We start from the raw sequence: 25,963 nt of genomic DNA, 5'->3' as shown, positions 1-25,963 counted from the left end.
GTGAGGCTAGTGTGGACCCGCGAAATAGTAATCCATCCCGCGTAACAGCTTTGTCGCAGGTGCAGGACTTGGAAGAGGAGCAAGCGGGCCAGGCCCGGCAAGTGGGCTTTGAGCAGCACGTGGCCGAGGCGCTCCGGCCGCTGTTCGATGATCGAGCTGACGAGCCGCCAACCAATCCAGAGGCGCTTCTGCGACTGGAACAGGGGTTCCGCGAAATGCTTCAGCGAGGGCAGGATGATCAAGCCGCCTCGTCTTTTTTCAGCGACCCCGGGATGCCCGCTGGACCGGGTGACCTCAACAGCGGCGTGGCGGACGCTTTCGCAGCGGCCGGCTCTGGGCATGCCGGAGTTGATGCCGCCGCCCCGCCAGTGTTAGCTGCCAGCCAACAGCAGATCCGGCCCTCGCCGGATGCGCTTGAACAGGGCAACCACCTGCCACCCGAGCGGGTCATCATCAACAATGAACATTCCACGGCGCTGTTGCGGACAGCGGAGAGGCAGAGGACCCTGAATACGCCGCAACCCGCCGCCATTCAGCAGCCGCTGAGCGAAATCGGCAATTCAGGCGGCCGCGTGCCGATGCAGCCCCCCATGCAGCAGTTGGGTGAATTGCCATTGGAAGGGGTACCGGTTCAAGGCACAGGGTCCGAACACATCGGAAGGCTGCATGCGGAGGCCGCGCCCTCCGCAAGGTCTGAGGCACCCCCCGCTGCGATCGAGGACTCCATCAACGTCTCATTCGCCGTCCCCAAAGGCTTCTCCCATCGGACTCAACGCGTCCCAGACGCGATGCTCTCTTTCTTGGACCCCCATGCCCCCTTGCCGGATGCGGGCCAGGCCCGGCAAGTGAGCTTTGAGCAGCACGTGGCCGAACCGCGCCGAGCCGATCCGGCTCCTGGCGCGAGTGGCGCCCGTGAAGCCCGCTATCGCCACCTGTCCGGCGAACACCGGGACGTTATTGATAAGGCGATCGCCCACGCTGCGGCCCAGCAACACCATAGCGCGGCGACGGTCCGAATATACTCGCATGCGCTTCGCCGATTGGCGAATGATCTCGGCGCTCGCGGCCAAGCGATTGATCTAAAAAATCACCAATCCCTGGTCGATCACGTCGATACTTTCTTTCCGGAAAACCACGGCATGAAGACGGCGTTGAACGTCCTGCGTGCGTATCATGAGCCGGGCTATTCAGCTGCTGCCGCGCGGCCAGCGGTGCCCTCAAAGGCAGACGCGCGTATCTTAGAACAATTGGCCAGTGACAGCAGCTTGGGCTTCGGCAGCCGTAATAACTATGGTCGGAATCTTCGCAGATTTTCTGAAGCGCTTGGGAGCTGGGGCCAGACGATCTCTGGGCTGGATCACAATTCGCGGATCAAATCCGCCGCGACGTTGTTTCCAGGCAATCGCAATCTCTTCTTCGCGTTGCAACGGGTTCGCGATGCGGAGTCCGCGTCAGACAGAAGCGTGGCCGACGCTTTCGCAGCGGCCGGCTCTGGGCACGCCGGAGTTGAGGCCGCCGCCCCGCCAGTCTTAGCTGCCAGCCAACGGCAGATCCGGCCCTGGCCGGATGCGCTTGACCAGGGCAACCACCTGGCACCCGAGCGGGTCATCATCAACAATGAACATTCCACAGCGCTGTTGTGGCCAGCGGAGCGGCAGAGGGCCCTGAATACGCCGCAAGCCGTCGCCATTCAGCAGCCGCTGAGCGAAATCGGCAATTCAGGCGGCCGCATGCCGATGCAGGCCCCCATGCAGCAGTTGGATGAATTGCTATTGGAAGGGGTACCGGTTCAATGGACAGGGTCTGAACACATCGGAAGGCTGCATGCGGAGGCCGCGCCCTCCGCATGGTCTGAGAACCCGCCCGCTGCGATCGAGAACTCCATAAACGTCTCATTCGCCGTCCCCCAAGGCTTCTCCCATGGGATTCAAGGCGTCCCAGGCGCGATGCTCTCTTCCTTGGACCATTATGGTTATGGCTTCTTGCCGGATGCGGAAAAGAAGGAGTGGAACCACGAGATTGAAGGTCGCGGCTACGCCGCCGAGAGGCCAGAAGGGCGCAACGACTTTTCGCTCGTCCATCGCGGTCCAATGAGCGAAGCTGCAGCGGCAGCAGTACCGGCAAGAGCTCCAGGACCCGCCTCGCCAGCCACCGCCAGGCTTTCAGACGCCTATCGCGGTGTTCCGTTGGTCGATCTGACCACCACCTCCGATGCTCGGATCGGAGCTTTTCCGTCAGGCTCATCCAACCTCCCCGCGGGGGCGGTGCTCGGGGCCACCGAACTGCTAAGCGACGCCCATATCCAGAGGGATTACGAATTCCTCGAGCAGCAGCTGCAGCAGGCGGATCCAGCGCTCGCCGCTCGAACGCGGCTGGTGGATCCGTCGGTATCCCATCTGCTGCGCCACATGGAGCAGCCAGACGCGCTAGGCACATTGCAGTCGATTTATAATCGAAACGCCGACCCACCCGACTTCCTGTTCGTGCCAGTGAACGATGGCACTCCTAGCAACCGAGGCACCCATTGGTCGCTGCTGCTCGTAGATCGCCGCGACCCGCAAAGAACGGTCGCCTATCACTACGACTCCGTCCAGCAAAACGACTCCGTCCAGCAAAATCGACGGGGATACAATGACGCGCCTGCCCGAGAGCTCGCAACAAGACTGGACGCGACCATCCTGGTGACACCCGAGACGGCGCAGCAGAACAACCTTGTTGATTGCGGCGTGTTCGTGGTGGACGGCACGCGCGAGCTGGTTCTTCGATTGGCGAACCAAGAGCGGCCAGAACGGCAGCTGCCACTGGACCTCAACTACCTCGTCGCCGATCGGCAGGCGCTGCAAAACCGACTGAGGCAGGGCCGCTTGCCGCACGAGCTTGCCGCAATCCCCGCGGATGCTTTTGCAGCAGCCGGGTCGCAGGTGCAACATGCCGTCTTGCAAGAGCAGCAAGCCCGACAAGTGGCGCCAGCACCGTTTGAACCGCACTTGGGCAGGACTCGCGAGAGCCAGGACGAGCTGACGGGTACACTTGACAACCGCGTGAACAGAGAGGGCGTCATCATAAACACTGAACGTTACACAGTGCTGTTGAGACCGGCGAAGATGCAGAGGACTGACAATCCGCAATCCTTCGCCACGGGGCGGCAAGCGAGCGAAGCAAATACGTCGTCCATCAGGCAAGACTCCGATCAAACCCGAGCAGACCTCATGGCTTCCTCCAGAAGCAGAGAGCGCTTCGACGCCGGACGTTGAGCTCCACGGCTGGGGCGAAGCAGAACAGCTCTTTTGAGACAGAGGCGCTGATGCGATATCCGGACCGGTAGCTCTTGTCGAAGTTTACCAGGCTGGCACAGTTGAAGCCGATGTAGGCCTGGAACCCGCCGACGGCGGTCAGGAACTTGCGCATATTCGGCTAGCCTGTTTCGAGACCTTCCGGGTCGAACTGCAGGTCGGCGATTTCGTCACGGGCACAATAGAGGTTACGATGCCAGAGATGCCATTTGATCCTGCGCAAGCTTTCAAGCAGGTCCTGTCCGATCTGCTCGTCGGTGGTTTTCGAGCCCTTGCACGAACTGGCGAAGGAGCGTGATGCGCGTGGTGTATGAAGCCAGTCGAGGACATGCTCGCTCGCCGTGCGATCATTTCCGCGACCGAGCGGACTTCTTCCCACCATCGTTGATGAAGGTAATATCCTGATTGGTCCGGACGCCCTGCTGCTTGAGATGGTCGAGAACGTGCCATTGCAGCTCGCGATCATAGCCGTGGACGAAACCGATGTAGCGCGGAGCGCCGTCTTCAGGCCGCGAGTGGCCTGCGATCAGCTCGATTTTTCTTCCAGTCGTCGCGGTGGCGGATGTACTCGGGAAACTCCAGAATACCTCCCGGTCAAGCTGCCGAGATCCCTCCGTAGCTGACATCTACGTCAGCGTTGAAGAAGTACCCTGCACCACGGGACGTTTTGACCAGGCAAGGATTGGCCGCATCAACCTCCAGCTTTCGGCGCAGGCGCATAATCAGGACATCGACACTTCGATCACAGACCTCTTCTCCACGCACACGGCTCGCGAGCAGAAGCCGTTCTCTGGATAACACGTTGCGTGGGTTCTCCAAGAACGCGATCAAGAGATTGAACTCACCTGCGGTAAGCTTGACCTCACCACGCTCCTCAAAGATCAGTCGCCGCTGCTTGACGCTGAGCTTCCAGGCCCCAAAGCGAAATGAGCGCTGATCTCTGGTTCGAGGAATGCGCTCTCGTAACGCTACTCGAATGCGGGCCAAGAATTCGCGCATCCCGAAAGGCTTGGCAATGAAATCGGTTGCGCCGAGCTCCAGTGCAACCACTTTTTCCGCCTCATCAAGCCGGTCGCCGCTGATCACTATGATCGGAACATGCGATTTTGTCGCCAGATTGCGGACGATCGCAAGTCCATCCTCCCGGCCTAGATTAAGGTCAACAACCACGAGATCGACTGGCTCATGTGAAAGAACATAGTCAAACTGCTTGCTATCGTGGACTGCGGTTACCTTCAAGGCATGCATCGTGAGGTACTCGGCGATGAGGTGCCGCATTGGGGCATCATCATCGATGACAAGAACATGTTTCAACGGCTCACCTTCAATCTCGAATCGCTTTGTCTAAGCTGTTGCCGAGCAACCCTAGGGCACCGATGTAGAACAGCTGCCCCATGATCCACCCGCCGCTGCGGCGGCCAGGTAAGGAGGCGTTGCTCGTCCATAATCGGTAGAAAGCAGGGCCTTATCGCGGACTGGCGGCATGCATTTAGCCGTGCACCAGACAGGTTCAAGCGCCGACTCGCTTTTCCGGATCGTGATTCTCCGCTTTGTCAGTTTGATGCTGACCCGCTCACACTATTCGGGTTCGACGGCATGGATGCCGAGTTGCCTGCAATGTGTTTGCTTCCTCGTCACGTTATCCGGCGCTTGTGGCCTGGATCATCTCGACATCGTCCGACTCGTGGGAGTCCGACGTGGTTAAGCAGCGCCGCGTTGGAGTCCCTGAAAGGTCGTCGGCGAAAGGACCAACGTGATTCGCTACAGCGGTTTGTGCCAAATAGCATGTCTCCTGCCAAGCCGGGTTCTTCCGAGAAGGCCGGCGGCATCGCATCTTGTTATGGTCGAGGCGGTTACCGTCCGACCTAACATTTCTCAGATTAGGCGAGACCTCCACATTGATCCTGTCACGTCACGGGCAGCACCTCAAACTCGACAGCGCCAAATCGAATCTCGTGATTGTGCCCGGCGATAGCCCGTCGGATTCCGTCAATGGCGTGCGGTTTTCTGCCGATGGGTACGATCAACTGATCCAGTGCGCGGCCGAACAGCTAAACCAGGTTCGCGAGCGTCAGCTCTCCGGGCTTCGGCATGGACGGCCTTTATGTCCACCTCGGCTCGGATTTCTCCGCCGCGCCGAAACACGTTCGCGGCTCCTTCCAGAAGCTGCTTACTTCAATCCGTGATCTAGTTCGCATGCACATCATGCTGCTGCGTCAGCTCAGCCAGCGTCCTTTCCGCCTGAACAAATGTCTTTTGTTTCAGTTGAAACCGAAAAGCTGGACTTGAACATCACGCAGTAACAAACCTCCCCGATAAGCGCGTGCCGGACAGGGCCAGAACCGGTCCGGACGCTTGGAAAGGTAGGGGATAGGAATGTTTATTGCAGCTTGGCCGCTGGCCATCGCCCTGTTGACATCCATGTCATTCCCAGCCGAGCCCGCGCCACTTTCGCCCCGTGAATTCCATCGCCTGTCGCGCAAATGCGCTCCCTGGGTTGCGCCGTCCACCCTCGCCGCGATTGCCAAAATTGAAAGTGGCTTTGAAACGCTGGTGGCTCATGACAACACCACAGGTGAGCAGCTTCGCTGGATAGACCGCCTGGAAGCGACGCGGGGCATCAAGAACCGCCTCGAAGCACAACATTCTGTCGATGTCGGATTGATGCAGATAAACAGCAAGAACTTTTCCTTCCTCAATCTCACGCCGGAAAAGGCTTTCGAGCCCTGCGCCTCGCTATCGGCCGCCGCCCACTTGCTTGAAAGCCGGTATGCCGGCGGCACGACTGCTCCGGCGCAGCAACTGGCGCTTCGCCGTGCCATCTCGGCCTACAACACGGGCGACGTCACGCGTGGCTTCACCAACGGTTATGTACGCAAGGTCGAGTTGGCCGCAAAGGACATCTCGAGTCACCCCGCGCCAACCCTGGAGCCGACCGCTCAAGATGCGCCACACCTTGAGGCACCCGGTCGGAAAGCCGTGCCGCCTCTGCTCCAACAGAGCCAACAGGCCAATGGAAAGCAGCCCAACCAAAATTCTTGGGACATCTGGGGCTCGTATGAGTCAAACCGCTCCGGGGCCGATCCCTCCGGTCCGACAGGCAGCCAGGCTGCGGAAGAACCCTCGAACCCGAACAAACTCGTATTCGATTGAACCCATGGAGATACAATGATGACGCCACTCAAAATACTTCGTGCGCTTAAAGCGCGTGTTCCTTCGCCTTTTTCCATGCTGCGCACGGCGGCTGAATATGTACCGGCCGCTGCTGCAGGCGCGGCGTGGACGGTCTTCTCCATCGGGCCAGCCTCGGCTCAGGTGACCGGAGGGACGGATCCCGCCAAGATGGTCCAGAATATCTGCACCTTCGTACTTGGCCCCTTCGGACAATCACTGGCCGTGCTCGGACTCGTGGCCATCGGCATCTCTTGGATGTTCGGTCGTGCTTCACTTGGCCTGGTTGCGGGTGTCGTTGGAGGGATCGTCATCATGTTCGGCGCCAGCTTCCTGGGCAAGGCGCTCATAGGCGGTGGCTGATGAGCGACCGGTTGGAAGTGAGCACCCTCTATGTGGCGGCGACACGTCCCGCACTGTTTTTGGGGGTGCCGCTGACGCTGGCCGGATTGCTGATGATGTTGGCTGGTCTCGTCATCATTGTCCTTCAAAACCCACTTTATGAAATCGTGCTCGTGCCACTCTGGTTTGGCGCCCGGCTGGTTGTTGAGCGTGACTATAACGCCGCAAGCGTCGCGCTCCTCTATTTGCAGACGGCCGGCAGAAGCGTGGACGGGCCGGTCTGGGGCGGCGCGAGCGTCAGCGCCAATCCGATCAGAGTGCCGAAACGCGGAAGAGGAATGGTGTAATGTTTGGCGCCAGTGGCCGGACCGAGAGGTCTGGCGAGATCTACCTTCCGTATGTTGGTCACGTAAGCGATCAGGTCGTCCTTCTGGAAGACGGATCGATCATGGCCATGGCACACGTGAACGGCCTGCCCTTTGATTTGGAAGACGCTGAGATGCGCAACTCGCGCTGCCGCGCGTTCAACACTCTGTTGCGCAACATCGCCGATGACAATGTCTCGATATACGCTCATCTTGTGCGAAACAACGATGTGCCGGAGCCGGCACTGCGCCAGTTTCAAAGTGCATTTGCTGGCAGTCTGAGCGAGGCCTACGAGAGCCGTGTGCTGTCGGGAAAGCTTTTTCGCAACGACCACTTCCTCACTGTGGTCGTGTTCCCCCGCACCGCAATCGGCAAGATCGGCTTGCGCATTGCCAAGTCCCTCAGACGGAATGACAACGATCTAGCCACCCAAATTCGAATCCTGGAAGACCTCTGGCAGATCATTGCTGGCTCACTCGGCGGTTACGGTCTGCGCCGGTTGGGTATTCGCGAGAAAGGCAACGTGCTCTTCACGGAAATTGGTGAGGCGCTTCGGCTGATAATGACTTGCCGGTTTCTTCCGGTTCCGATGGTTACCGGCTCACTCGGCGCCTCGATCTACACTGACCAGGTCATCTGCGGGAAGCGGGCGCTTGAGATTCGAAGACCCGGAGGTAGCTCCGTGGGATCATTGTTTTCGTTCCGCGAATATCCGGCGACGACGCGGCCAGGCATGCTGAATCCCTTGCTGTCCGCGAACTTCCCGCTTGTCCTGAGCCAGAGCTTTTCCTTCCTCACTCGGCCACAAGCTCATGCGAAGCTTAGCCTCAAGTCCAGCCAGATGACGAGCGCTGGCGACAAGGCTCTCACCCAGATCAATGAACTTGCCGAGGCAGAGGATGCACTGGCTAGCAACGAGTTCGTGATGGGGTCGCATCATTGGAGCCTGTGCGTCCATGCCGACAGCCTCAATAGCCTTGCAGATCGTGGAGCAAATGCGCGCGCAAGGCTGGCAGACGCGGGCGCCGTCATCGTCCAAGAGGGTATCGGCATGGAGGCCGCATACTGGTCCCAACTGCCGGGGAACAACAGGTGGCGCACGCGCCCCGGGGCGATCACCTCCTACAATTTTGCCGGGCTTGTCTCATTTGAGAACTTCCCAAGCGGTTCCAGTTCCGGCCACTGGGGCAAGGCTGTTGCGCGCTTTCGCACAAACGGGGGAACTTCTTTCGACTACATCCCCCATGAGAATGACGTCGGCATGACGGCGATATTCGGGCCTGTCGGCAAAGGCAAGACGACGCTGATGACCTTTATCCTGGCGATGCTTGAGCAAAGCCTGGTCAATCGCGATGGTGCGATCGTCTTTTTCGATAAGGACCGGGGCGGTGAACTGCTGGTGCGAGCCACGGGAGGGACATATCTTGCGTTGCGCAGAGGCGCTCCAAGCGGCTTGGCCCCCCTGCGTGGACTGGACAACACCTCCGCCTCGTTGGACTTTCTGCGCGAATGGTTGATGGCCCTGATCGAGAGTGACGGCCGCGGTCCGATCTCGCCGGAGGAAAGCCGTCGACTGGAACGTGGCATTGTTCGTCAACTTTCGTTTGAACCCGTCATGCGCTCAATTGCGGGCCTGCGCGAATTCCTGCTGCATGGCCCCTCCGAGGGCGCAGGAGCACGGCTGCAGCGGTGGTGTAGAGGGAATGCGCTTGGATGGGCGTTTGACGGCGATGTGGACGAAGTAAGGCTGGACGCCTCGATTACAGGCTTTGACATGACGCAGCTCCTGGAATTTGAGGAGGTCTGTGCGCCGGCCGCCGCCTATCTTTTGCATCGCGTGGGCGCTGTTGTCGATGGCCGTCGGTTCGTCATGAGCTGCGACGAGTTTCGCTTCTATCTGCTCAACCCCCAGTTCTCGGCTGTTATCGACAAGTTCTTGCTCACCGTCCGCAAGAACAACGGCATGTTGATACTCGCAACGCAGCAGCCTGAACACGTGCTGGAATCGCCTCTCGGAGCTAGTCTCGTTGCACAATGTATGACGAAAATTTTCTACCCATCTCCGACAGCCGACCGATCCGCGTATGTCGATGGCTTGAAGTGCACCACGCAGGAGTTCGAGGCAATCCGCCAGGGAATCGCAATTGGCAGCCGCAAGTTTTTGCTCAAGCGCGACAGCGGGAGTGTTGTTTGCGAATTCGATCTTGGCCAGATGCGCGAGTACGTAGCCGTACTCTCGGGGCGGGCCAACACCGTGCGCCTTGCCGACCAGCTTCGTGACCAGCACGGAGATGCCCCAAGTGGATGGCTCGACAAGTTCATGGCTCGTTACCACGAAGTTCAAGACTGATGGAGGAATACTGATGAGATTGGCCAAGCTTGCAGTAATAACGCTTGCTTCCTTTCTGCTTAGCACACAGGCCCGTGCGCAATGGGTCGTCAGCGACCCAGTAACAGAAACACAATCGGTCTTAACAGCGGCTTCCGCCGCGGCGATCCTTATAAAGTCAGCCGAGACGCTCGCTGCCACGATCGAAGTGGTGGAAATGCTGAAGTCGTCATTTGCTGTCACGGGACTGCTGGGCGCAATGAACCAAGGAAATCACTACCCGTCGAGCAATAAGCTGGAGGGGCAGATGTTTGATGCTCGGGCGCCAGTTTCGACCATGGCGCGTAACATTGCGCAGGACCCAACTCGGATAGTCACCGGCTCCGATGCAGAAGGGAAACTGTTACAGGGGCAAATCGCTGGTGCCGCCAATGCCGCAGCTCTTGCAGCCGACACTCTGGACGTAATGGACAAGCGCGTTAAGGCTAACGACAGCACGCTTGGTCAGCTTTCCAGCTCGAGAAATATTGTGCAGGCCACCGTGACCAACGGGCTGGTCCTCAAGCAGATTCACGATGCGATCATCCAAAATGTCCAGGCCACGAGTTTGCTGACGATGGCCACTGCACAAGGGAGCCTTCACGCCGCGGAGGAGTCCGTCACGCAGCGTCGCGAACGCCAAGACACCGCCAAGATCTTTAGCCCATGGCAGTGAAGCACGCAGAGTTCATCCGGCTCAGCTGCACTGATCAGGGACAAATCAGGCTCACGCCATGACTTTCAAAATTCCCACGCCGTTCACGACTATACACGAGATCTTTAATATGGCCTTTACGTTGGAGCTGCATAAAGTGCTCGGAAAGATCCAAGAGGCGGTCAGTGCGCCTCTGGTTGCGTGTGTCACGCTTTGGATAATAATCCAAGGCTGTCTGGTCATGCGTGGGCAAGTCGATACGCGCGGGGGTATCTCGCGCGTAATCATGGTGTCGATTGTCGTTGGCCTTATCTTAGGGCAGGCCAACTACCAGCAGTACATTGAATTGTTCTTCGACGACACGATTCCGAGGTTTGCTCACCACATCAGTGGCAGCGACTTCCCCTTCATCGAGATCCCCAAGAAGCTCGATTTCATGTTTGATTCAAGTCAGTATGCCTTTCAGGTAATTGCTTCCGAAATTGGCCCTATGAACGGCCAGGACATACTTGCTTTCGAGGGAGCGCAGTGGATTTTCTACGGCGCGCTGTGGACAACGTTCGAGATCTACGATGCCGTTGGAATTCTGACGAAGGTGCTGTTGACTATCGGCCCCCTGGTCCTTGTAGCCTACCTTTTTGATCATACTCGAGATATGGCCACCAAATGGATCGGCCAACTGCTCTCGTACGGGCTGCTGCTTCTCCTCTTCAACATCGTTGGAACGATAGTTATCGCCGCCGAAGCAGCCTCGCTGTTGCTTATGCTGACGGTGATCAAATTCTCGGGCACGACAGCAGCCAAGATCATCGGGCTTTACGAGCTCGACATGTTTTTCCTAGCTGGTGACGCTCTGATCGTCGCGCTTCCGACGATCGCCAGCAGCATCGCCGGCGGCTCTTGGGCAGGGGCGAACCCACCTCTTAACCTCAATCGCCACTTTGCCAAAACGGCGCGTGGCTAATCAATCTACGAACGCGGTGCCAATACATGAAATATTACCTGCTTTTCTCCATCCTCGCTTTGGCCGCCTGCAAGACAACCGATCGGCTTGCGACCTGTACGGGTGCGCCATTCCAGCTGAACGTGGGACAATGGGAAACCACCCCTGAGGATCTTCAGGTCGAATGTGCGGAAGAGCCTAAGTGAAGTTTCCTGATCATGCCCTTCTGGTGGAGAGAGAAACGCTAGCCGCCCACTACAAGAAGGTGGAAGCGTTTCAAACTTCACGAGCGAAGTCTGCGCGGCGCCTGTCAAAGGCCCTGATAGCTTTTGCCGCAGCGGCGGTCCTCGGAAATGTTGCCCAGGCATTTACCATCGCTGCCATGGTCCCGTTGGCCAAGCTCGTACCTGTGTTCCTCTGGGTACGGCCTGATGGGACCGTTGACAGCGAAGTGTCAATCTCGCGACTGCCGGCAACCCAAGATCGAGCCGTCATAAATGCTTCACTGTGGGAATATGTACGCCTGCGCGAGGGCTACACAGCAGATACAGCCCAATACGCCTATGACCTCGTATCCAGTTTCAGCGCACCGGCTGTGCAACAGCAATATCAAGATTTCTTCAACTATCCGAATCCCACCTCGCCCCAAGTCACGGTTGGCAAGCGCGGCAAGCTCGAGGTCGCGCATATTTCCTCGAACGACCTCAGTCCGGACGTTCAACAGATCCGCTACAAACGTACCCTTATTGTCGATGGGCAGATGCCGATAGTGACCACCTGGACAGCTACCATCCGCTACGAGCGCTTGACGGGTCTGTCTGGGCAATCGAGGCTCACCAATCCAGGAGGTCTACTCGTCACATCCTATCAAGCCTCGGAAGATACCGTATCGAACCTGGGCTTCGTGCAGCCATGACAAAAAGAGCATTTCTGGCGCTGGCCTGTTCACTCTTCCTAACGATGGAAGCGTGGGCGGAAGACACGCCCCTTGCTGGCAAGCATGATGCGCGGATGCGCTACCTGGCTTACCGTCCCGACGAAGTGGTGCGCCTATCGACCGCAGTGGGGGCAACGCTGGTTGTCACATTCGCGGCCAACGAGACCGTCGCAGCCGTGGCCGTTTCCAATAGCAAAGACCTGGCTGCGCTTCCGCGCGCCAATTATCTCTTCTTTAAGGCTAGTCGCATCCTGCCGCCCCAGCCGGTCATCGTGCTTGCCGAGAGCGAGTCCGGTACACGCAGATACGTCTTCAGCATTTCCACGAGGGCGATGCCCAAACTCGATGAGCAGCAACCAGACCTATACTACAGTGTGCAGTTCACCTATCCTGCCGATGAGGCTGCTGCTCAGAGAAAGGAAGCAGAAAGGCGCTCGATTCTTGGCCAGGCCCGGGCGAAAGTGCTGCAAGACGAGAGAGTTCAGGATTTGTTGAATCGGCCCGCCGCAACTGCCAGTCCGGACGAAAACAATTTTCACTATGTCGCAAAGGGCGATCGATCGCTGGCGCCGCTGGAAGTTTTTGATAATGGCTTTACCACGGTATTTGGCTTCCCAAGCAATTCCCGCATACCCTCCCTCTACGTTATCAATCCAGACGGCAAGGAAGCCGCTGCCAATTACGCAGTAAAAGGCGACTATGTTGAAGTATCCGCAGTCGCCCGGGAATGGCGTCTGAGAGATGGCAACACGGTCTTGTCCATTTTCAACAGGGCCTATGATCCTATGGGACGAGCGCCAGGGACCGGTACAGTGACACCCGACGTGTGGCGCGTTTTGAAAGGCTCGGGCCGATGAATGAAACCGGCCCACAGTCGGGACATGATGTACATGCATCCGGATCGATGGTCTCGGAGCCGGCCCGCCGGCAGGTTTCGGGATCGCAGAAATTGGCCGTCGCTGCTCTTGTTCTCATCTCATCTCTATCGCTCATCTGGCTCGGAGGTCGCCCCAGCACACAAGACGAACCATCTCAGCCAAAACCGCCAATTGTCACCAGCGCCGAGCCATTCCGCCCCGTGCCGATTGAGATTGCTCCCGAACCTCCAGCACCGGTGCAGGCGGCGCAGGCGGCAGATCCTGCGCCATCCACGCCGCCCCCACCGGCGCCAGCTGATCCGCCGCCCGAGGAAACACCAATTTTCGCCTACAGTGGCAGCGGTCAAATGGCCAATGACGATCGGCGGAGCGAAGACAACCATAAGGATGCTCCGGCGACCGCGGATGAGATTTCAATCGGTGGCGATCTGTCAGGCCGATTGAAGCAAGATATACAGGAGCCGAGCCGGGCCACACTTTTGCCGCACCCTGATCTCGTGATTACTCAAGGAACGATCATTCCCTGTATTTTGCAAACGGCAGTCGACACAAATTTGCCCGGCTATGTGAAGTGCGTCTTACCTAAAGACGTCCGCGGCGCCACCAACAATGTCGTGCTCTTGGATCGCGGGACGACCGTGATTGGCGAGATCCAGCGTGGTCTCCAGCAGGGGGATGCGCGTGTCTTCGTGCTGTGGACGCGCATCGAAACACCTGACCATGCTCTGGTTTCGATAGCATCGCCGGGCGCTGACGAGCTCGGCCGCTCCGGAATGCCTGGCACGGTGGACAATCACTTCCGGGAACGCTTTGGCGGAGCGATACTCATGAGCGTCATCCAAGGGGCGTTTCAGGCGGCCGGTCAATACGCGGCCAGCTCTGGCGGAGGAAGCGGCATCAACAGCTTCCAGAGCAACGGTGGACAAGCCGTCGAGACGACACTGAGAGCGACGATCAACGTTCCGCCAACCCTGAAGAAAAACCAGGGAGATGCCGTATCCATCTTTGTGGCTCGGGACCTCGATTTCTCAGATGTATACGATCTTAGAGCGACGGCAGTGGCGCCAGCCCAACATCGCGAACGCCGGAGAGACAAAAATGCAATCGGAGGCTGATCCTCAATTGCGTTTGCTCCTCGAGCCCGTTCTGAAATGGCTTGAGGAGCCAAGCACCGAAGAGGTCGCTATCAACCGGCCTGGGGAAGCCTTTGTCCGACAAGCCGGCCTTTTCACGAAACATCCGCTGCCGCTGTCTTATGATGATCTGGAGGACATCGCGATCCTGGCGGGAGCGCTGCGCAAGCAAGACGTCGGACCGCAAAGCCCCCTCTGTGCGACTGAGTTGCCGAACGGAGAGCGGCTGCAGATCTGTTTGCCGCCCGCTGTACCCTCACGAACAATAAGCCTGACGATACGGCGTCCCTCAAGTCGTGTGACCGAACTCAAGGAAGTTTCAACTCGCTACGAATACTCGCGCTGGAATCAGTGGCGATCGCGAAAAGAGCGCCAAGAGCGGCAGGACGAAACAATTCTTCAGCACTACGACCATGGTGACTTGGAGCAATTTTTGCGTGCCTGCGTCTGCGGGCGGCTCACGATGCTGCTTTGCGGACCTAGTGGAAGCGGCAAAACGACAATGAGCAAGACTTTGATCAACGCTATACCCCCGCAAGAGAGGTTGATCAGCATCGAGGACACGCTCGAACTTGCAATCCCGCACGAGAACCATGTCCGCTTACTCTATCCGAAGGACCGAGCAGGCGCAGGTGCGATGACGGCCGAGCAACTGTTGCAAGCCAGCTTGCGCATGCGCCCCGATCGAATATTGCTTGGCGAGATGCGCGATGATGCCGCTTGGGCCTACCTTAGCGAAGTCGTCTCCGGCCATGCGGGATCGATATCAACGATTCATGGGGCTGATCCGGTCCAAGGTTTCAAAAAGCTCTTTTCACTCGTCAAGAGCAGCGCGCAAGGAGCCGCTGTGGAAGACCGCACGCTTCTGGACATGCTGTCGGCTGCCATTGACGTCATCGTACCGTTCCGTACCCAAGGCGACGTGTATGAGGTGGGAGAGGTATGGCTCGCCGCCGATGCCCGTCGACGGGGAGAGACAGTAGCCGACCTTCTCAACACGCACTAAGGAACAACGTCTCGGGATCGAAAAGCCGGTGATGTGACGCGTCATTGTTCTGCTTCAATGCCCTTTTGACGGTCTTCTCGGATTTCTTAGGTAGCCCGATCGAGTCGGCGGCATCATGCCATCATCATTGTACGAACCGCATGCTGCATTGTCCGGGACGAAACCGGCTTCGCTAGCCAAAGGACGAAGGCCTGATTGGCAGATGTGACCGGCATGGGGTCGATTTCGCCGACGACTATGACAGGCACCGTCATGAGGGTGGCGACCACGGATTCGGCCTGTCCTCGCTCCAGGAAGGGCATTTTACCTAAGATCAGCAGGTCTGCTGCCTTCCCGCTCTCGGTCCAGCCGCAAAGACTTTCGAAGGTCGCGAAGCCGACGGGCTTATAACCCAGCGCGGCGATCTTGTCCTTGTAGATCTCCAACTCAGCTGGATCGGGCTCCACGACTGCAACGATTTCTCCGTTGCCAAGTGATCCGTCGTATGGGCCAAAAGCGATGTCAGCGCTGACTGGCTCCTCCTTGGAGGCCGGTAAGTAGATATCAAAGCGCGTCCCTCGGCCAACAGCCGAGGTGACGTCAAGGCATCCTGCGAGCGCGCTCACGTTTCTGTCAACCGCAGCAAGACCCAGCCCGGTCCCGCCGACGAGAGAGCGCGTGGTAAAAAAGGGCTCAAAGACATGCGGAAGTATCGAACTTGCGATTCCCGGGCCATCGTCGCTGATGGAGAGGAGAACGTAATCTCCAGGTCTCAAGGTGCCCTGAGCCAGCGGTTTGGTTTGGCACACCTGGGCGCGAGAAACGCTAACCTCGACGCGGCCCTCGTTCAAGACAGCCTCCGACGCGTTCTTGCACAGATTCATGAGGATCTGCTGCATCTCGGTTGGGCTGCCCTCGACCATCGTTTGCCACTCGTTGATCTTGAAGTTCAACTGAACACCCGCACGAACTGTAACCCGCAGCAATGGCGCAAGATCCATGACAATTTCGGAGACGTTGAAAGGCACTGCAACGCGCTTGCGGTTTCGGCTGAGTGACAAGATCTGGTCAACGATCAGCTTGGCGCGGCGTCCAGATAAGATGATTTGATCGATGTGCTTCCGTATTCTGGAGGGGCGACGCACCAGACCTTGGGCAATTTCTGAATATCCGATTATTGCGCCTAAAATATTGTTGAACTCATGTGTGGCGCCGCTTGCGATCGTGCCGACGGTCCTCAGCCTTTCCAAATGCTCCCATCGACTCGCCAGAAGGTCGCGTTCGGCATTTACACGTTGCATTTCAAGATGGTTGCTCAAACGCACAATGGCTCTGGCAAGAACCCGCAGGTCGCCTGCTGAAGGGAGTGAGCGATCTCGTTCAAAAACAAGGATGCAAACCACAGCCTGCTGATCGGAGGCCCTGCAAGCAACAATTTGACAAACACCGGAAGTGTCTGGGGCGGTGCGAACCATTTCCGCCGCCGGAACGACGCGAAATACTGGCCATCCGGCGCGGACAAGTGAAACGACTTCATCAAGAAGCGCGACGTTCCAGACACGCATGCACGTGTTCGTCGCAAAGCACTCGGTATGCCTGCTGAGACTCGGATCCACCAGAGCAAGCGCGCATTGATCCGCGTCGAAGGCGCGTTGAACAAGTCTAAGCGCTGCTTCGGTTGAAAAGCGCGGCGACGCGTTCTTTGCTTTACTTTCGTTGAAACGAGCTTCGATCTCACGCATTGCCTCTTCAAGCTCCAGCCGCCTTTCCAACCGGTTCGTCCGCACATGCAGCCTGAAGGCCCGAATGATCGCAAACAAGCAGAGGCATATGGACACCGAGCCAAAGAAAAGTCGTGTGCGCTGCGCTTGCGCGCTGGCCAAGCTGTAGTCTTTCAGATATTCGCCCTCCAGTTCGGCGGCCTTGGCGAACGTGTTAAAGGATGCGATCCGATCGGCTGCGCGGTCCACTCTCGACAACGCGGACAGGATAGCGCGGCCGTTGCGGACAACATCGTGGGTGGCTTGGTCCTGGCTCGGAGGAAGTCGGCTGAGAGACTGATCGATCTGTGATGCGAGGCTGAATCCCGGTCTGGCCGAAAACTGAAGGATCAAATTGGAGAGTTCAAGCCTGTTGGACGGCGCCCCCTCAAGGCGATTGACCGAGCGAGCAAACCGTACGAGACTGCTTTGCAGAAGCTCATTTTGCGCAGCCGCTGCCGAGATGACAGCCTCTGTGTTTTCGACGGACTTTTTGAGCTGTGCAAGCAACCTGGAGTGCGCTCCGGAGCTCTCATCGGGCGAAATCTCGGCAAGGCGTTGCAAGTTTGTAACGTTCCTTTGCAATGCTTGGAGGGTAGAATCAACGGTGCGGAAGTCCAATACCATGTCGGTTCGAGCGCGAGCGACATCGCGCTGGAGCAATGCGTAGTTGATCTGAATCGTTCGCAGTTCACTTAGGACCGCCTCGTCGACCTGTGGGTCCTGCCTCTGTATCCCGACCAAGAGCGCAAACGAGGCCGCCAGGGCGATTACAAAAACGTTGTCGGTACTGAGCCTTTTTTCACAACGAAACGGCGTTTGATGCGCGGTGCGCGCCTTGCGAAAGTCCGATCCGAATTCTTGCTCCTCATTGCTTCGGTGTGCGGCCGGATGCTGCTGGAACAGGAAAACCATGTGTACCTCTCCCCCCACAAAGACGGCTTAGACACCGTCGCACTTTGCCCCCGTTGCCCCGCTGACCCTCCGTTGAATTTCGCGGCGATTAGACTTCGACCGTTCTTTTCCGAACTCTGGCCACTCGCGAGCTCGACGCGAACGTGGAACTGAAGGCACGGCGTTAAGGCACGTTAGAACGATAACTGGGCTATCCGTGAGTGCTGATTTGATAGTTGTTGAGAAGGGAAGGCACCAATGCCAGGCTGACACCGCGTGACGGATTCAATCGAGATTTGCCTGTTTTCGCGTGGCGAGTCGAACCACGCCGATGTTGAAGGTACCGTTGAGTCTCGTCATAATGACGGCAGGAACCGAATACTCGTGAGCCTTCGTTGCGTCAGTCCGCTCAAGCCATCACGCACGCGGCAGAGCTAACTTCCGGCAAGAGTTTCATAGCTGGGCCAACAAATTGCGCTCTATGCCTGACCAGAGTAAGCAGGACGGACGTACGATCGGCATGATCCCCGAGGAGCGTTCGCACTTCATCTCTTATCCGGCGAAGGATAGCCCATTGAACAGCTCACGATCGGTTATGAGATCGAGGCGACACACAAGGCGGGCAACCTGTCGCAGTATTCGAGATCATGGAGGGACAGACAAGCCGCACGCTGCAGCAGCCTGGGGATGACACCGGTCGGCCAGCCATTATGCCGCTAACCCGCTTGCGATCTCTGTGCATTGTATCTCCTGCATGCAGCCCCTGCATTAAGCCAGCGTCGACGACAGAGCCCATATTCCACCAAACAAGGGTTAGCTTTCAAGAAGCTGATTGAACAAATTGATTGTTTGGATCGCACGCATCCGAACAATGGATGCAGCTAAATGCAGCGGCGGTTTTCGTTAGATGCGAGCGAGCGTCTCTTGGCAAGAACCACCGCGGGGCGCGGGCGAGGTGAGGGGCTGCACGCCAAGCGCGTCGGGATGGTCATCGAGGATCTGCGTGCGGGTTTGCAGCAGAAGATGTGCGCCGATCCTGCTCCACCGCATCTGCCGTTTGTTGGCGACCCGCTTGGAACGGCGTTGACGGTGACCTTGACGAGGGCCGAAGAGATGCGATCTCCGGACCGCTAACGCTCGCCGTAATTAATCAGGCTGGCACTGTTGGAGGCGATGTAGGCCTGGTGAACTCGCCGATGGCGGTCAGGAACTTGCGGATGTTCGTCTAGCCTGTTTCGAGACCTTCCGCGTCGAATTGCAGGTCGGCGATTCCGTGACGGGCCCGATAGACGTCAACATGCCAGAGATGCCATTTGATCCTGCGCAGAGTTCGAGCAGGTCCTGTCCGGTCTGCTCGTCCTGGTTTTCGAGCCCTTGCACGAACTGCCGAAGGACCCTGATGCGCACGGTGATATGGAACCAGTCGGCGATTCTTCCCCACCGTCGGTGATGAAGGTGATATCCTGATTGGCTTGCTTCTTGGTCGAGAATGCGCCGTTGCGGCTCGCGATCATAGCCATAGACGAAACCGATGTGGCGCGGAGCACCCTCTTCAGGCAGCGAGCGGCCTACGATCAGCTCGAAATTCTACTTCCGGTCGTTTGGTCGCGGATGAAAGTTCGATGCGGCTGCAGAACGCTTTTGCGATGGCCGCCCATCTTCCCGGCGCTACCGGAGCACGATAACGTTGCGACCATTTCACCACCGAAGAGACCGCAAAGCCAAAGCGCGACCAACCCGATCCAACTCTGCGCCGCCCAACTTCCATCTCGAACGGTGCGTGGAACGCCCGAGCGCCGGGTGCCTAACTCTTATGACCGTGGTCAAGATGATGGATGACCTTTTTCGCCCTATGCCTTTTGCCACAGGTTTTGTTTGCCATTGATGAGGGCAGCACGGAGACGGGATGGGGCCTTGAGACGACGGTTGATCCAGCTCTTATCCGCGGGTTGGTTACCGCACTTCCGTAATCCGTCCTGGGCTATCCCTGTCTAGTATCGGGCGTTGGGCTGATGCCCAGCCACATAGTTAGGACGGGAGTTCCCCACCGTGGCCACATCCCGTCACCGTGCTGCCCGGTTTTTCCGCCGGGAGATCCGGCGCGGGCAGAGCCTTCAATCCGGCGGCGACCGCGCCGGGGGCGCGCTTGTCGGGATCCTGATCTTCGATGAAGAAGCGCACTGCATCTCAACGCACCGGTTCGACCTGGTGGCCGATGGCCCACAGGAACGCCGCCATCTCGCGCGCGATCGCCGCAACGACGATGGGTTTGTTCTTGCCCGCAGCCATCAGGCGCCGGTAGCGGGCGCAAAGCCGAGTCTGCGCCCTCCAGGCGATCTCGCGCACCGCCTTCGGCAGACCCTCGAGCCTGACGCGAATGGGCTCCGTCACCCTGGCGGGATAGCGGTAGGCCCAGGCGCCTTCGATCAGGACGCGGCGGGCGCGGCGATTGCCGGCCAACGTCAGGCCGCCGCGCTTTACCGTGTCACCGGTCGAGCGCTCCGAGGGCACCAGGCCGAGAAAGGCCATCAGCTGCCGCGGAGTGTCGAACCGGCGGACATCGCCGACTTCGCTGACGAAAGTGACGGCGACGATGAAGGACACACCACGCAGCGCCTGATAGGCCATCACCACCGGCGCCATCGACCAGCTCGGCACCAGCTCGGCCAGTTGCGCATCCAGCCGCTCCAGCCGGTCCTGCGCATCGGTGACCACGTCGACCTGGTCCTGGAACACGATCTGCTGGGCCGGATGGTCGAACTTTTGCGCCGCCAGCCAGCGGGCATGGCTCCGGGTCCAGTTCTTGCGTCCGGTAAAGACCCGGCCATGGCGCAGCAGGAACGACAGAAGCTGCTGGCGCTTCTTGCGCAGATCCTCGCTCGCCGCGGAGCGCACCCGCACTAGATCGCGCACCGCTTCATGCACCGCGTCTGGAACCCAGATTCCCTTCAATTCTCCGGCCCGCAGCAGCCGCGCCAGACTGACCGCATCGCGCCGGTTCGTCTTGACGCGCTCGCCCGGGCGCTTGGGGATCAGCGAGGGCGCAACGACATCGCAGCGCTGACCGAGCTCGACGATCTGCCGGTAGAGCCCGTAGCCGGTCGGGCCGGCTTCGTAACAAAAATGCAGGCGAGGATGCTTTTTCTCCAGCTTGCGCACGAAGCGCTCGACCGCCGCCGGCCTCGCCTCGATCTCGCCGAAATACCGGACCTCCCCATTGCGGCCACCCTCGGCAACCGCAGTGGCGTGCTTCGCCTTCGACACATCGACACCGACGTAAAAAACGCTATCTTGCTTCATGGCCCGTCCTTTCTTCGCTTGGGGCTCGGCTCGGGCACTCCCCGAGCAACCCCCGTTTGCTTAACAGCTGCAAAGACTAAGGGCGGGCCGCCGCTCAGACCACGGTCATAACGTCTAGCAGTTGCACTGGGCATGCCCTGTGCTCGGCTATTTGAGCTTCTCCAATGCCTGCTTAATGTCATCTCCGGCGTCCTCCGGCAACGGCAAAATAGGGCGCGGTGGCTGGACGTGCGCCAGACCGAGGTAGTCGGCGATGACGAACATAACGCGGAAGCTGCCGTAGTGTTTGAACAAGGTCCAGAGCGGCCCGAAAGCGCGGTTCAACCGAGTGGACTCCACCGCGTCGCCGGACTGCGCTGCACGCGTCAGCGCAAGCGCCGGGACCGCCAGCAGACCTGCCGCAACGCTGTACCAGGTGTCACATCCGGCAAGCAGGGCATCCGCCGCGCCCCAATCGCCGCTGTATCCGATTGTGAACGTGTCAGGCGTCATCGACCGCAAACGTGCCAGTTCCCCCGCGTAATCGTCATTTGCCGCCAGAGGCATTTTCACCGCGACGATATTGGACACCTCTGACAGCCGGGCGATCAATGCGTCGCTGAATGTGAAGCGCGTGGTGCTTGGATTGTTATATATGCACAAAGGCAATTCCCCCGCCTCGGCCACCGCGACGAAGTGCTGGAAGACTTCGTCCTCGTTCAGGGGAACGTAGGACATCGGTGCCAAGAGCAGGCCGTCAGCACCAGCGGATTTGGCATCGCGCGCCAGAGCCTGAGCTTCATCGGTACGCAATGCACCCACACCCACGACAAGAGGCGTTTTGCCGCCGATGCATTCCACGGCAGCCTGAACGGCACGCTTGCGTTCTTCCCTGGTGAGGTAAGCATAACCGCCCGTGCTCCCCAGAAGGCCGATGGAGTCCGCTCCCGCGCGTTGAATACGCTCGAGAAAACGAGCCAGACCCTCGGTGTCGACATGCCCTTCGGCATCGGTTGGCGTAAGGGGGAACGCCGACAGGCCGCGAAACAAAGTCATCTCCATTCCTTTCGAAACTACATACGGGAAAGCAGCATACGCAGCCCGGCGAACGCGAAGAACATCGCCAACAGACTTTCGATCCAGCGGCGGCAGCGGCGATACAGAGCCACCATAGGCGGTGTGGAGAAGACAATGGCGTAGCCGCAGAATATCGTGACACTTAGGATGGCGCAGCCACCCAGTATCGCCGCGATGCTCTGCCACGATGAATTCGGGCCGATCCCCAGCGTGACGAGCGCGATCCATGCCAGCACGGATTTTGGGTTCGCCAAATGCATCAATAGGCCCTTCCTATAGAGCTCACCCCGCGAAAGAGCGACTTGGTCGGTCGATGCGCGCACCGCCAGCTTCTCGTTCGACGTAAGCGCCGACCGTCCCGCCCTGAAGGCGAGGAATAGCAGGTAAAGCCCCCCGAAAACCTGCAGAACGAGCAGTGCCTGGGCGTACCTGGCCAACAGGGCGGAGATGCCGGTGGAGGCCATAAAACCCCAAAAGATCGAGCCGCTGACGACGCCGGAGGCGAGCATGAGCGCAGCACCTCTGCCGCGCGCCATCGCAACCCCCATAATGCGCATGTTGCTCGGGCCGGGGCTCCCCGCGGCAATGACATATGCAGCAAAGACGATGAGCAACTGATGGAGATCGACATTCATTCTCTCAGCCCTTGATAATTTCGATCGGATCGATCGCGCCGGATGCCCCGGGCGGCCATGGATCCGCTCGCTCGACCGGAAACCTCATCCGGCGATGGCAATTTCTTGGCTCGCGATTTTGCAGCCAGGCATCAAGGCATTCAGCCCTCCGACCATGGCATCCGTCGCCTCTGCCAATGCATCGTCCGGCATGGTCTCCAACGCCTCCAGTACGAACCACATCCGGCCTGTTAGGGTCTTCAGGCGGGTTCGAGTGCCCTGTCGCCAGTTCCAGCGTCGGCAGGTGACGCCAATGTCGTCGCGCCAGATGACCTCACCGGGCAAGGGAGGATCGTTGACCGCCTCTCCATTCATCATGGTGTCGAACGTCTCACTCCCGTCAGCGATCGTCAGGTGGGGTCTTCCGACATAGGCGTCAAAATTCTCTCCACCCACCGGGACTGCGTATTTCAGGCTGATGGCGTTGTAGAGATCGACGATCGGGTTGATCGTCGAAAGAGTGCCGTCTGTCAGAACCCGTTTTCTGAGGGCCTGGGCTGAGCACGGCGTACGGTTAGGCTTCGCGCCAAAGACGACGTAGGCGTCGGACCAACTCGCCAGATGAGCTTCTGCCCAAGTCGGGCCATCCGCCAACACACAATCGCAGGCCTCAGCAAGCAATCTGGGATCGAAACGTCCTTCTCCAGCTGAAGTGGCATCGACGTAGACGCTCACGGCTCTAAATCCCGATGCAATATTCTTAATTCGACCGTCGATGATGAGACCCTCAAACATCCAGGCAACTCCATCAATTCGAGCGCAAGCAATCCATGAGCGGCGCGACCAGCCACAATCGCTTCCCTGACTGCAAGCCCAAAATTGCAGTTCACTGGTCCAAACTAAACTGCCACTTTTGGAGATTTTCATTGGTCCAGTCGAAGGAGGGTTCTCGCAGGACGGGAGCGACGCGTCGATTATCAATCCCTGCTCAAGCAGATCCAGGCCGGAGTGTAGGAACGGTGACGCCACCCAGTTCTCCGCAAGCTACCGGCCCACAAGCTCTCATGCTGTTGTGATCCCGGGCATTATGGTCGATGCCAGCGCCACCGGGCTGGCGTCGTACTGTTCGAAACCGTCCGATTGTTACCGCGGTTTTGCTTTACGCGCACGATGTCCTGAGGCCTAGGATGAAGCGCCGATTGGAGGGACGGATCGGCCGCGCGTTAGAGGGGTAAAGCGTCGTAAACCGCTTGACGTCCGCGGCGTCGACCTCGACCGGTTCCATAGCAACTATCCACTCCACGTTTTCGGTGCAGGGCGGAGTCGTTAATGATCCCTCATAGGTCCAGTAGCCGAGCGAGGCCGGCAAAAGTCCGTTGGGATCGAACTCGTCAACTGCCATCTCCTCGCCGGGCCGAGCTGGAAAGACCTTGGCGAGACCGGCAAAGCTGGTATTTGTCGCGCCAGGCGTAAGAAGGGCGCTCAGCACACCCAGAGTATCGCTCTTTGTGTCTTTATGGACAAAATGTGCTTCCATCGGGAAGCTGATGCCCGCGACGTGATGCTCGCTCGGCGCGTGGAAATGCAACTGCACCAGTTGGTAGACGCGATCCCCGCGGGTCAAGGTGCTGCCTTCCGGCATGTTGACTTGAATAGTGTGGCCGTTGTTCACCATCCTGCCGCCGCCCTTGAGCCAACTGATGGCGATGCACGGTATATCCGCCTTGACCGCGCCGGCGATGTCGATGGGTGACTGCTGCCCGCCCGCCGAACAGGCGAAATTTCTCGTGTCCAGATCGGCCCAATGCTCCGGCCCGACCGAGCCGCCATATCCCCAATGGGCGCTGGCCGCACGCGCGGTCTGGGCGCAGATCGGGCACACGCCCAGCGCGATGAATCCTCTAATCAGGTTACGACGATGCATATTGCCTCGCTCCTTGATGCGAACCTTATGTCCTTGCTTCCAATTGGTGCAGTCAAGGCACAGCCGCAAGGGCGGGCGTAGGTTGAGCCGCGCCACCAGCGTACACGCCAGCCAGTCCTCGTCGATCTGGCAAACTGGAAGAAGCGTCGCCGCCGGCGATCGTTGGAGGCTACGCTCGCCGGTCCGTGGAAATGGCTGGCGACGTGGCTCAGATTCACCGTGCTGCCGCTGATCAGGCCAACAACCAGCACAGCCGGCGTCGCCGGTCCGGCTGTTACTCGACGGTATGTGGCGCGTAACGTTGAAGCGGGAGTGTCGGGCGGGCAGTGCATTGCAAAGGATCCCCTCTTTGGCGAGACGAATTCCTCCATTCCAACTGATTCCCGACCTCTCGGCCACCCACTGTGTAGCCTGCCCGCCACGCTCTCCAAGACCATAAAGGCATATAAAACTCGCGAATACGCCTTGGAAAGCAGGTCTCAAAGGCCAAGGGGACCTTCCATCTGGAAAATGCCAAGCAAAGCTCGCGGGCGGACGATCCATGCGGTTGCCAGGCTGGCTGCCTCCGGTCAGGCGAGATCCGGATCCTTCCGCGAAGATAGCTGTAAACGTCTACAGGCTGCATCGCTGTGCGCTTTGCCCTTCGATGGCGGGAACACAACCCGCATGGAGGCGACGAATGATTCAGCTGATCACACCTGGCCTCCACAGCGAATTCGCAGGCGAGCTCAAAGAGATGCACGGGCTCAGATATCGGGTTTTCAAGGAGAGGCTCGATTGGGAAGTTCAGACCGGAGGCGAAATGGAAACAGACATCTATGACGACTTGAAGCCTGTCTATCTGCTACTCAAGGGATCCGATTGGCGAATTCGTGGCTGCGTGCGCCTCTTGCCAACCACTGGACCGACCATGTTGCGCGACACATTCCCGGCGCTGCTGGGTGAGGCTGTGGCGCCTGCGAGTGCCGACATATGGGAAAGCAGCCGTTTCGCGCTCGATTTGCCCCCATCAACGCCCAAGGCGGCAGGCGGCCTTGCCCAAGCAACCTACGAGCTCTTCGCCGGCATGATCGAATTCGGCTTGGCCAACAATCTCACCCGGATCGTGACGGTGACCGATACGCGTATGGAACGGATCCTTCGCCTCGCAACGTGGCCATTGTCGCGCATCGGACAGCCGCAGCCCGTCGGCAAAACGCAGGCGGTGGCCGGCTTTCTCGAGATCTCTCACGCCAGCCTGTTGCGCATCCGCTGGAGGGGACGTCTGAACGGGCCGGTACTGTGGCAACCGATTCTCGGCCTGTCGCACGGCCCATGCGGATAGCCAAGACGTGGTGCGTGGCC

The 25,963-nt window shown here is 58.9% G+C and carries 21 protein-coding genes and 3 pseudogenes; 14 read left to right on the top strand and 10 right to left on the bottom strand.

Annotation, left to right across the window (positions count from 1 at the left end):
- Positions 1–59: 59 nt before the first annotated feature.
- On the top strand, positions 60–3,254 hold the full coding sequence (locus EB815_RS30800; RefSeq protein ID WP_432430888.1) for a Ulp1 family isopeptidase: 3,195 nt from the start codon (positions 60–62) through the stop codon (positions 3,252–3,254).
- Between the two features lie 37 nt (positions 3,255–3,291).
- Here EB815_RS30800 and EB815_RS33735 read toward each other — a convergent pair.
- Both EB815_RS33735 and EB815_RS30795 read right to left on the bottom strand, forming a co-directional pair.
- Positions 3,292–3,860, bottom strand: a pseudogene (locus EB815_RS33735) (ISKra4 family transposase); the annotation flags it as partial.
- A 27-nt stretch (positions 3,861–3,887) separates the two neighbouring features.
- Positions 3,888–4,607, bottom strand: a complete 720-nt coding sequence (locus EB815_RS30795; protein ID WP_019856516.1) for a response regulator — start codon at positions 4,605–4,607, stop codon at positions 3,888–3,890.
- A gap of 777 nt (positions 4,608–5,384) precedes the next feature.
- On the opposite strand from EB815_RS30795, the gene EB815_RS30790 reads away from it, so the two are divergent.
- The 12 genes from EB815_RS30790 to virB11 all read left to right on the top strand — a co-directional run bounded on the left by EB815_RS30790 (position 5,385) and on the right by virB11 (position 15,092).
- Complete coding sequence (locus EB815_RS30790; RefSeq protein WP_019856517.1) at positions 5,385–5,582, top strand: hypothetical protein; 198 nt, start codon at positions 5,385–5,387, stop codon at positions 5,580–5,582.
- An 87-nt stretch (positions 5,583–5,669) separates the two neighbouring features.
- Positions 5,670–6,446 (top strand): type IV secretion system lytic transglycosylase VirB1, encoded by a 777-nt coding sequence (locus tag EB815_RS30785; protein ID WP_019856518.1) that lies wholly within the window; start codon positions 5,670–5,672, stop codon positions 6,444–6,446.
- A 75-nt stretch (positions 6,447–6,521) separates the two neighbouring features.
- The gene (gene virB2 / locus EB815_RS30780) at positions 6,522–6,827 is read left to right on the top strand and encodes a pilin major subunit VirB2 (protein WP_019856519.1); all 306 of its coding nucleotides are present in this window, start codon (positions 6,522–6,524) and stop codon (positions 6,825–6,827) included.
- Positions 6,827–7,153, top strand: coding sequence for a type IV secretion system protein VirB3 (locus tag EB815_RS30775; RefSeq protein ID WP_019856520.1), 327 nt, complete (start codon positions 6,827–6,829; stop codon positions 7,151–7,153). Before virB2 ends, EB815_RS30775 begins: the two co-directional genes overlap by 1 nt.
- Positions 7,153–9,522, top strand: a complete 2,370-nt coding sequence (locus EB815_RS30770) for a VirB4 family type IV secretion/conjugal transfer ATPase (protein ID WP_065004882.1) — start codon at positions 7,153–7,155, stop codon at positions 9,520–9,522. Before EB815_RS30775 ends, EB815_RS30770 begins: the two co-directional genes overlap by 1 nt.
- Positions 9,523–9,535: 13 nt before the next feature.
- Positions 9,536–10,216, top strand: coding sequence for a type IV secretion system protein VirB5 (locus EB815_RS30765; protein ID WP_064987366.1), 681 nt, complete (start codon positions 9,536–9,538; stop codon positions 10,214–10,216).
- Between the two features lie 58 nt (positions 10,217–10,274).
- Positions 10,275–11,159, top strand: a complete 885-nt coding sequence (locus EB815_RS30760) for a type IV secretion system protein (protein ID WP_064987367.1) — start codon at positions 10,275–10,277, stop codon at positions 11,157–11,159.
- A 26-nt stretch (positions 11,160–11,185) separates the two neighbouring features.
- Positions 11,186–11,344 carry a type IV secretion system lipoprotein VirB7 gene (locus EB815_RS30755; RefSeq protein WP_019856524.1) on the top strand — a complete coding sequence of 53 codons (159 nt, stop codon included), beginning with the start codon at positions 11,186–11,188 and terminating at the stop codon, positions 11,342–11,344.
- A complete protein-coding gene (locus EB815_RS30750) occupies positions 11,341–12,054 on the top strand; it encodes a type IV secretion system protein VirB8 (RefSeq protein WP_065004883.1) in 714 nt (237 codons plus the stop codon). Before EB815_RS30755 ends, EB815_RS30750 begins: the two co-directional genes overlap by 4 nt.
- A complete protein-coding gene (locus EB815_RS30745; RefSeq protein WP_027046530.1) occupies positions 12,051–12,932 on the top strand; it encodes a TrbG/VirB9 family P-type conjugative transfer protein in 882 nt (293 codons plus the stop codon). The genes EB815_RS30750 and EB815_RS30745 overlap by 4 nt, the downstream gene beginning before the upstream one ends.
- Positions 12,929–14,068, top strand: coding sequence for a type IV secretion system protein VirB10 (gene virB10 / locus EB815_RS30740; RefSeq protein ID WP_065004884.1), 1,140 nt, complete (start codon positions 12,929–12,931; stop codon positions 14,066–14,068). Before EB815_RS30745 ends, virB10 begins: the two co-directional genes overlap by 4 nt.
- Positions 14,052–15,092 carry a P-type DNA transfer ATPase VirB11 gene (gene virB11 / locus EB815_RS30735; RefSeq protein WP_064987370.1) on the top strand — a complete coding sequence of 347 codons (1,041 nt, stop codon included), beginning with the start codon at positions 14,052–14,054 and terminating at the stop codon, positions 15,090–15,092. The genes virB10 and virB11 overlap by 17 nt, the downstream gene beginning before the upstream one ends.
- A gap of 113 nt (positions 15,093–15,205) precedes the next feature.
- Here virB11 and EB815_RS30730 read toward each other — a convergent pair whose 3' ends face one another.
- From EB815_RS30730 to EB815_RS30695, 8 genes and pseudogenes are all read right to left on the bottom strand, one after another.
- Positions 15,206–17,746 carry a two-component system VirA-like sensor kinase gene (locus tag EB815_RS30730; protein ID WP_065004885.1) on the bottom strand — a complete coding sequence of 847 codons (2,541 nt, stop codon included), beginning with the start codon at positions 17,744–17,746 and terminating at the stop codon, positions 15,206–15,208.
- 969 nt (positions 17,747–18,715) lie between these two features.
- Positions 18,716–19,312: pseudogene (locus EB815_RS30725) on the bottom strand (ISKra4 family transposase); the annotation flags it as partial.
- A 14-nt stretch (positions 19,313–19,326) separates the two neighbouring features.
- Positions 19,327–19,454 (bottom strand): annotated as a pseudogene (locus EB815_RS30720) (IS630 family transposase); the annotation flags it as partial.
- Positions 19,455–19,912: 458 nt separating this feature from the next.
- Positions 19,913–21,025: an IS110 family transposase gene (locus EB815_RS30715; protein WP_065004887.1), complete on the bottom strand. Its 1,113-nt coding sequence runs from the start codon at positions 21,023–21,025 to the stop codon at positions 19,913–19,915.
- Between the two features lie 147 nt (positions 21,026–21,172).
- Entirely contained in the window at positions 21,173–22,060 is an 888-nt protein-coding gene (locus EB815_RS30710; protein WP_065005099.1) for a dihydrodipicolinate synthase family protein, read from the bottom strand.
- Between the two features lie 17 nt (positions 22,061–22,077).
- Positions 22,078–22,716 carry a LysE family translocator gene (locus tag EB815_RS30705; RefSeq protein ID WP_010914002.1) on the bottom strand — a complete coding sequence of 213 codons (639 nt, stop codon included), beginning with the start codon at positions 22,714–22,716 and terminating at the stop codon, positions 22,078–22,080.
- Positions 22,717–22,800: 84 nt separating this feature from the next.
- Positions 22,801–23,490: a B3/B4 domain-containing protein gene (locus EB815_RS30700; RefSeq protein ID WP_065004888.1), complete on the bottom strand. Its 690-nt coding sequence runs from the start codon at positions 23,488–23,490 to the stop codon at positions 22,801–22,803.
- A gap of 364 nt (positions 23,491–23,854) precedes the next feature.
- The gene (locus EB815_RS30695) at positions 23,855–24,619 is read right to left on the bottom strand and encodes a carbonic anhydrase (RefSeq protein ID WP_064987375.1); all 765 of its coding nucleotides are present in this window, start codon (positions 24,617–24,619) and stop codon (positions 23,855–23,857) included.
- A 679-nt stretch (positions 24,620–25,298) separates the two neighbouring features.
- Between EB815_RS30695 and EB815_RS30690 the strand changes: the two genes are divergently transcribed.
- Positions 25,299–25,943, top strand: coding sequence for an acyl-homoserine-lactone synthase (locus EB815_RS30690; RefSeq protein WP_065004889.1), 645 nt, complete (start codon positions 25,299–25,301; stop codon positions 25,941–25,943).
- The last annotated feature ends 20 nt before the right edge of the window (positions 25,944–25,963 follow it).

Source organism: Mesorhizobium loti (genome assembly GCF_013170705.1).
Taxonomy (GTDB): domain Bacteria; phylum Pseudomonadota; class Alphaproteobacteria; order Rhizobiales; family Rhizobiaceae; genus Mesorhizobium; species Mesorhizobium loti_D.
Note: the sequence above shows the minus strand (reverse complement) of the source record. Positions and strands in the feature narration are given on the sequence as shown.

Excerpts from the sequence above, each read along its gene's own strand:
- EB815_RS30745 (WP_027046530.1), top strand. The coding sequence starts at position 12,051 with ATGACAAAAAGAGCATTTCTGGCGCTGGCCTGTTCACTCTTCCTAACG.
- EB815_RS30765 (WP_064987366.1), top strand. The coding sequence starts at position 9,536 with ATGAGATTGGCCAAGCTTGCAGTAATAACGCTTGCTTCCTTTCTGCTT.
- EB815_RS30785 (WP_019856518.1), top strand. The coding sequence starts at position 5,670 with ATGTTTATTGCAGCTTGGCCGCTGGCCATCGCCCTGTTGACATCCATG.
- EB815_RS30775 (WP_019856520.1), top strand. The coding sequence starts at position 6,827 with ATGAGCGACCGGTTGGAAGTGAGCACCCTCTATGTGGCGGCGACACGT.
- EB815_RS30710 (WP_065005099.1), bottom strand. The coding sequence starts at position 22,060 with ATGACTTTGTTTCGCGGCCTGTCGGCGTTCCCCCTTACGCCAACCGAT.
- EB815_RS30790 (WP_019856517.1), top strand. The coding sequence starts at position 5,385 with ATGGACGGCCTTTATGTCCACCTCGGCTCGGATTTCTCCGCCGCGCCG.
- EB815_RS30770 (WP_065004882.1), top strand. The coding sequence starts at position 7,153 with ATGTTTGGCGCCAGTGGCCGGACCGAGAGGTCTGGCGAGATCTACCTT.
- EB815_RS30760 (WP_064987367.1), top strand. The coding sequence starts at position 10,275 with ATGACTTTCAAAATTCCCACGCCGTTCACGACTATACACGAGATCTTT.
- EB815_RS30715 (WP_065004887.1), bottom strand. The coding sequence starts at position 21,025 with ATGAAGCAAGATAGCGTTTTTTACGTCGGTGTCGATGTGTCGAAGGCG.
- EB815_RS30705 (WP_010914002.1), bottom strand. The coding sequence starts at position 22,716 with ATGAATGTCGATCTCCATCAGTTGCTCATCGTCTTTGCTGCATATGTC.
- EB815_RS30755 (WP_019856524.1), top strand. The coding sequence starts at position 11,186 with ATGAAATATTACCTGCTTTTCTCCATCCTCGCTTTGGCCGCCTGCAAG.
- virB10 (WP_065004884.1), top strand. The coding sequence starts at position 12,929 with ATGAATGAAACCGGCCCACAGTCGGGACATGATGTACATGCATCCGGA.
- virB11 (WP_064987370.1), top strand. The coding sequence starts at position 14,052 with ATGCAATCGGAGGCTGATCCTCAATTGCGTTTGCTCCTCGAGCCCGTT.
- EB815_RS30695 (WP_064987375.1), bottom strand. The coding sequence starts at position 24,619 with ATGCATCGTCGTAACCTGATTAGAGGATTCATCGCGCTGGGCGTGTGC.
- EB815_RS30690 (WP_065004889.1), top strand. The coding sequence starts at position 25,299 with ATGATTCAGCTGATCACACCTGGCCTCCACAGCGAATTCGCAGGCGAG.
- EB815_RS30700 (WP_065004888.1), bottom strand. The coding sequence starts at position 23,490 with ATGTTTGAGGGTCTCATCATCGACGGTCGAATTAAGAATATTGCATCG.
- virB2 (WP_019856519.1), top strand. The coding sequence starts at position 6,522 with ATGCTGCGCACGGCGGCTGAATATGTACCGGCCGCTGCTGCAGGCGCG.
- EB815_RS30730 (WP_065004885.1), bottom strand. The coding sequence starts at position 17,746 with ATGGTTTTCCTGTTCCAGCAGCATCCGGCCGCACACCGAAGCAATGAG.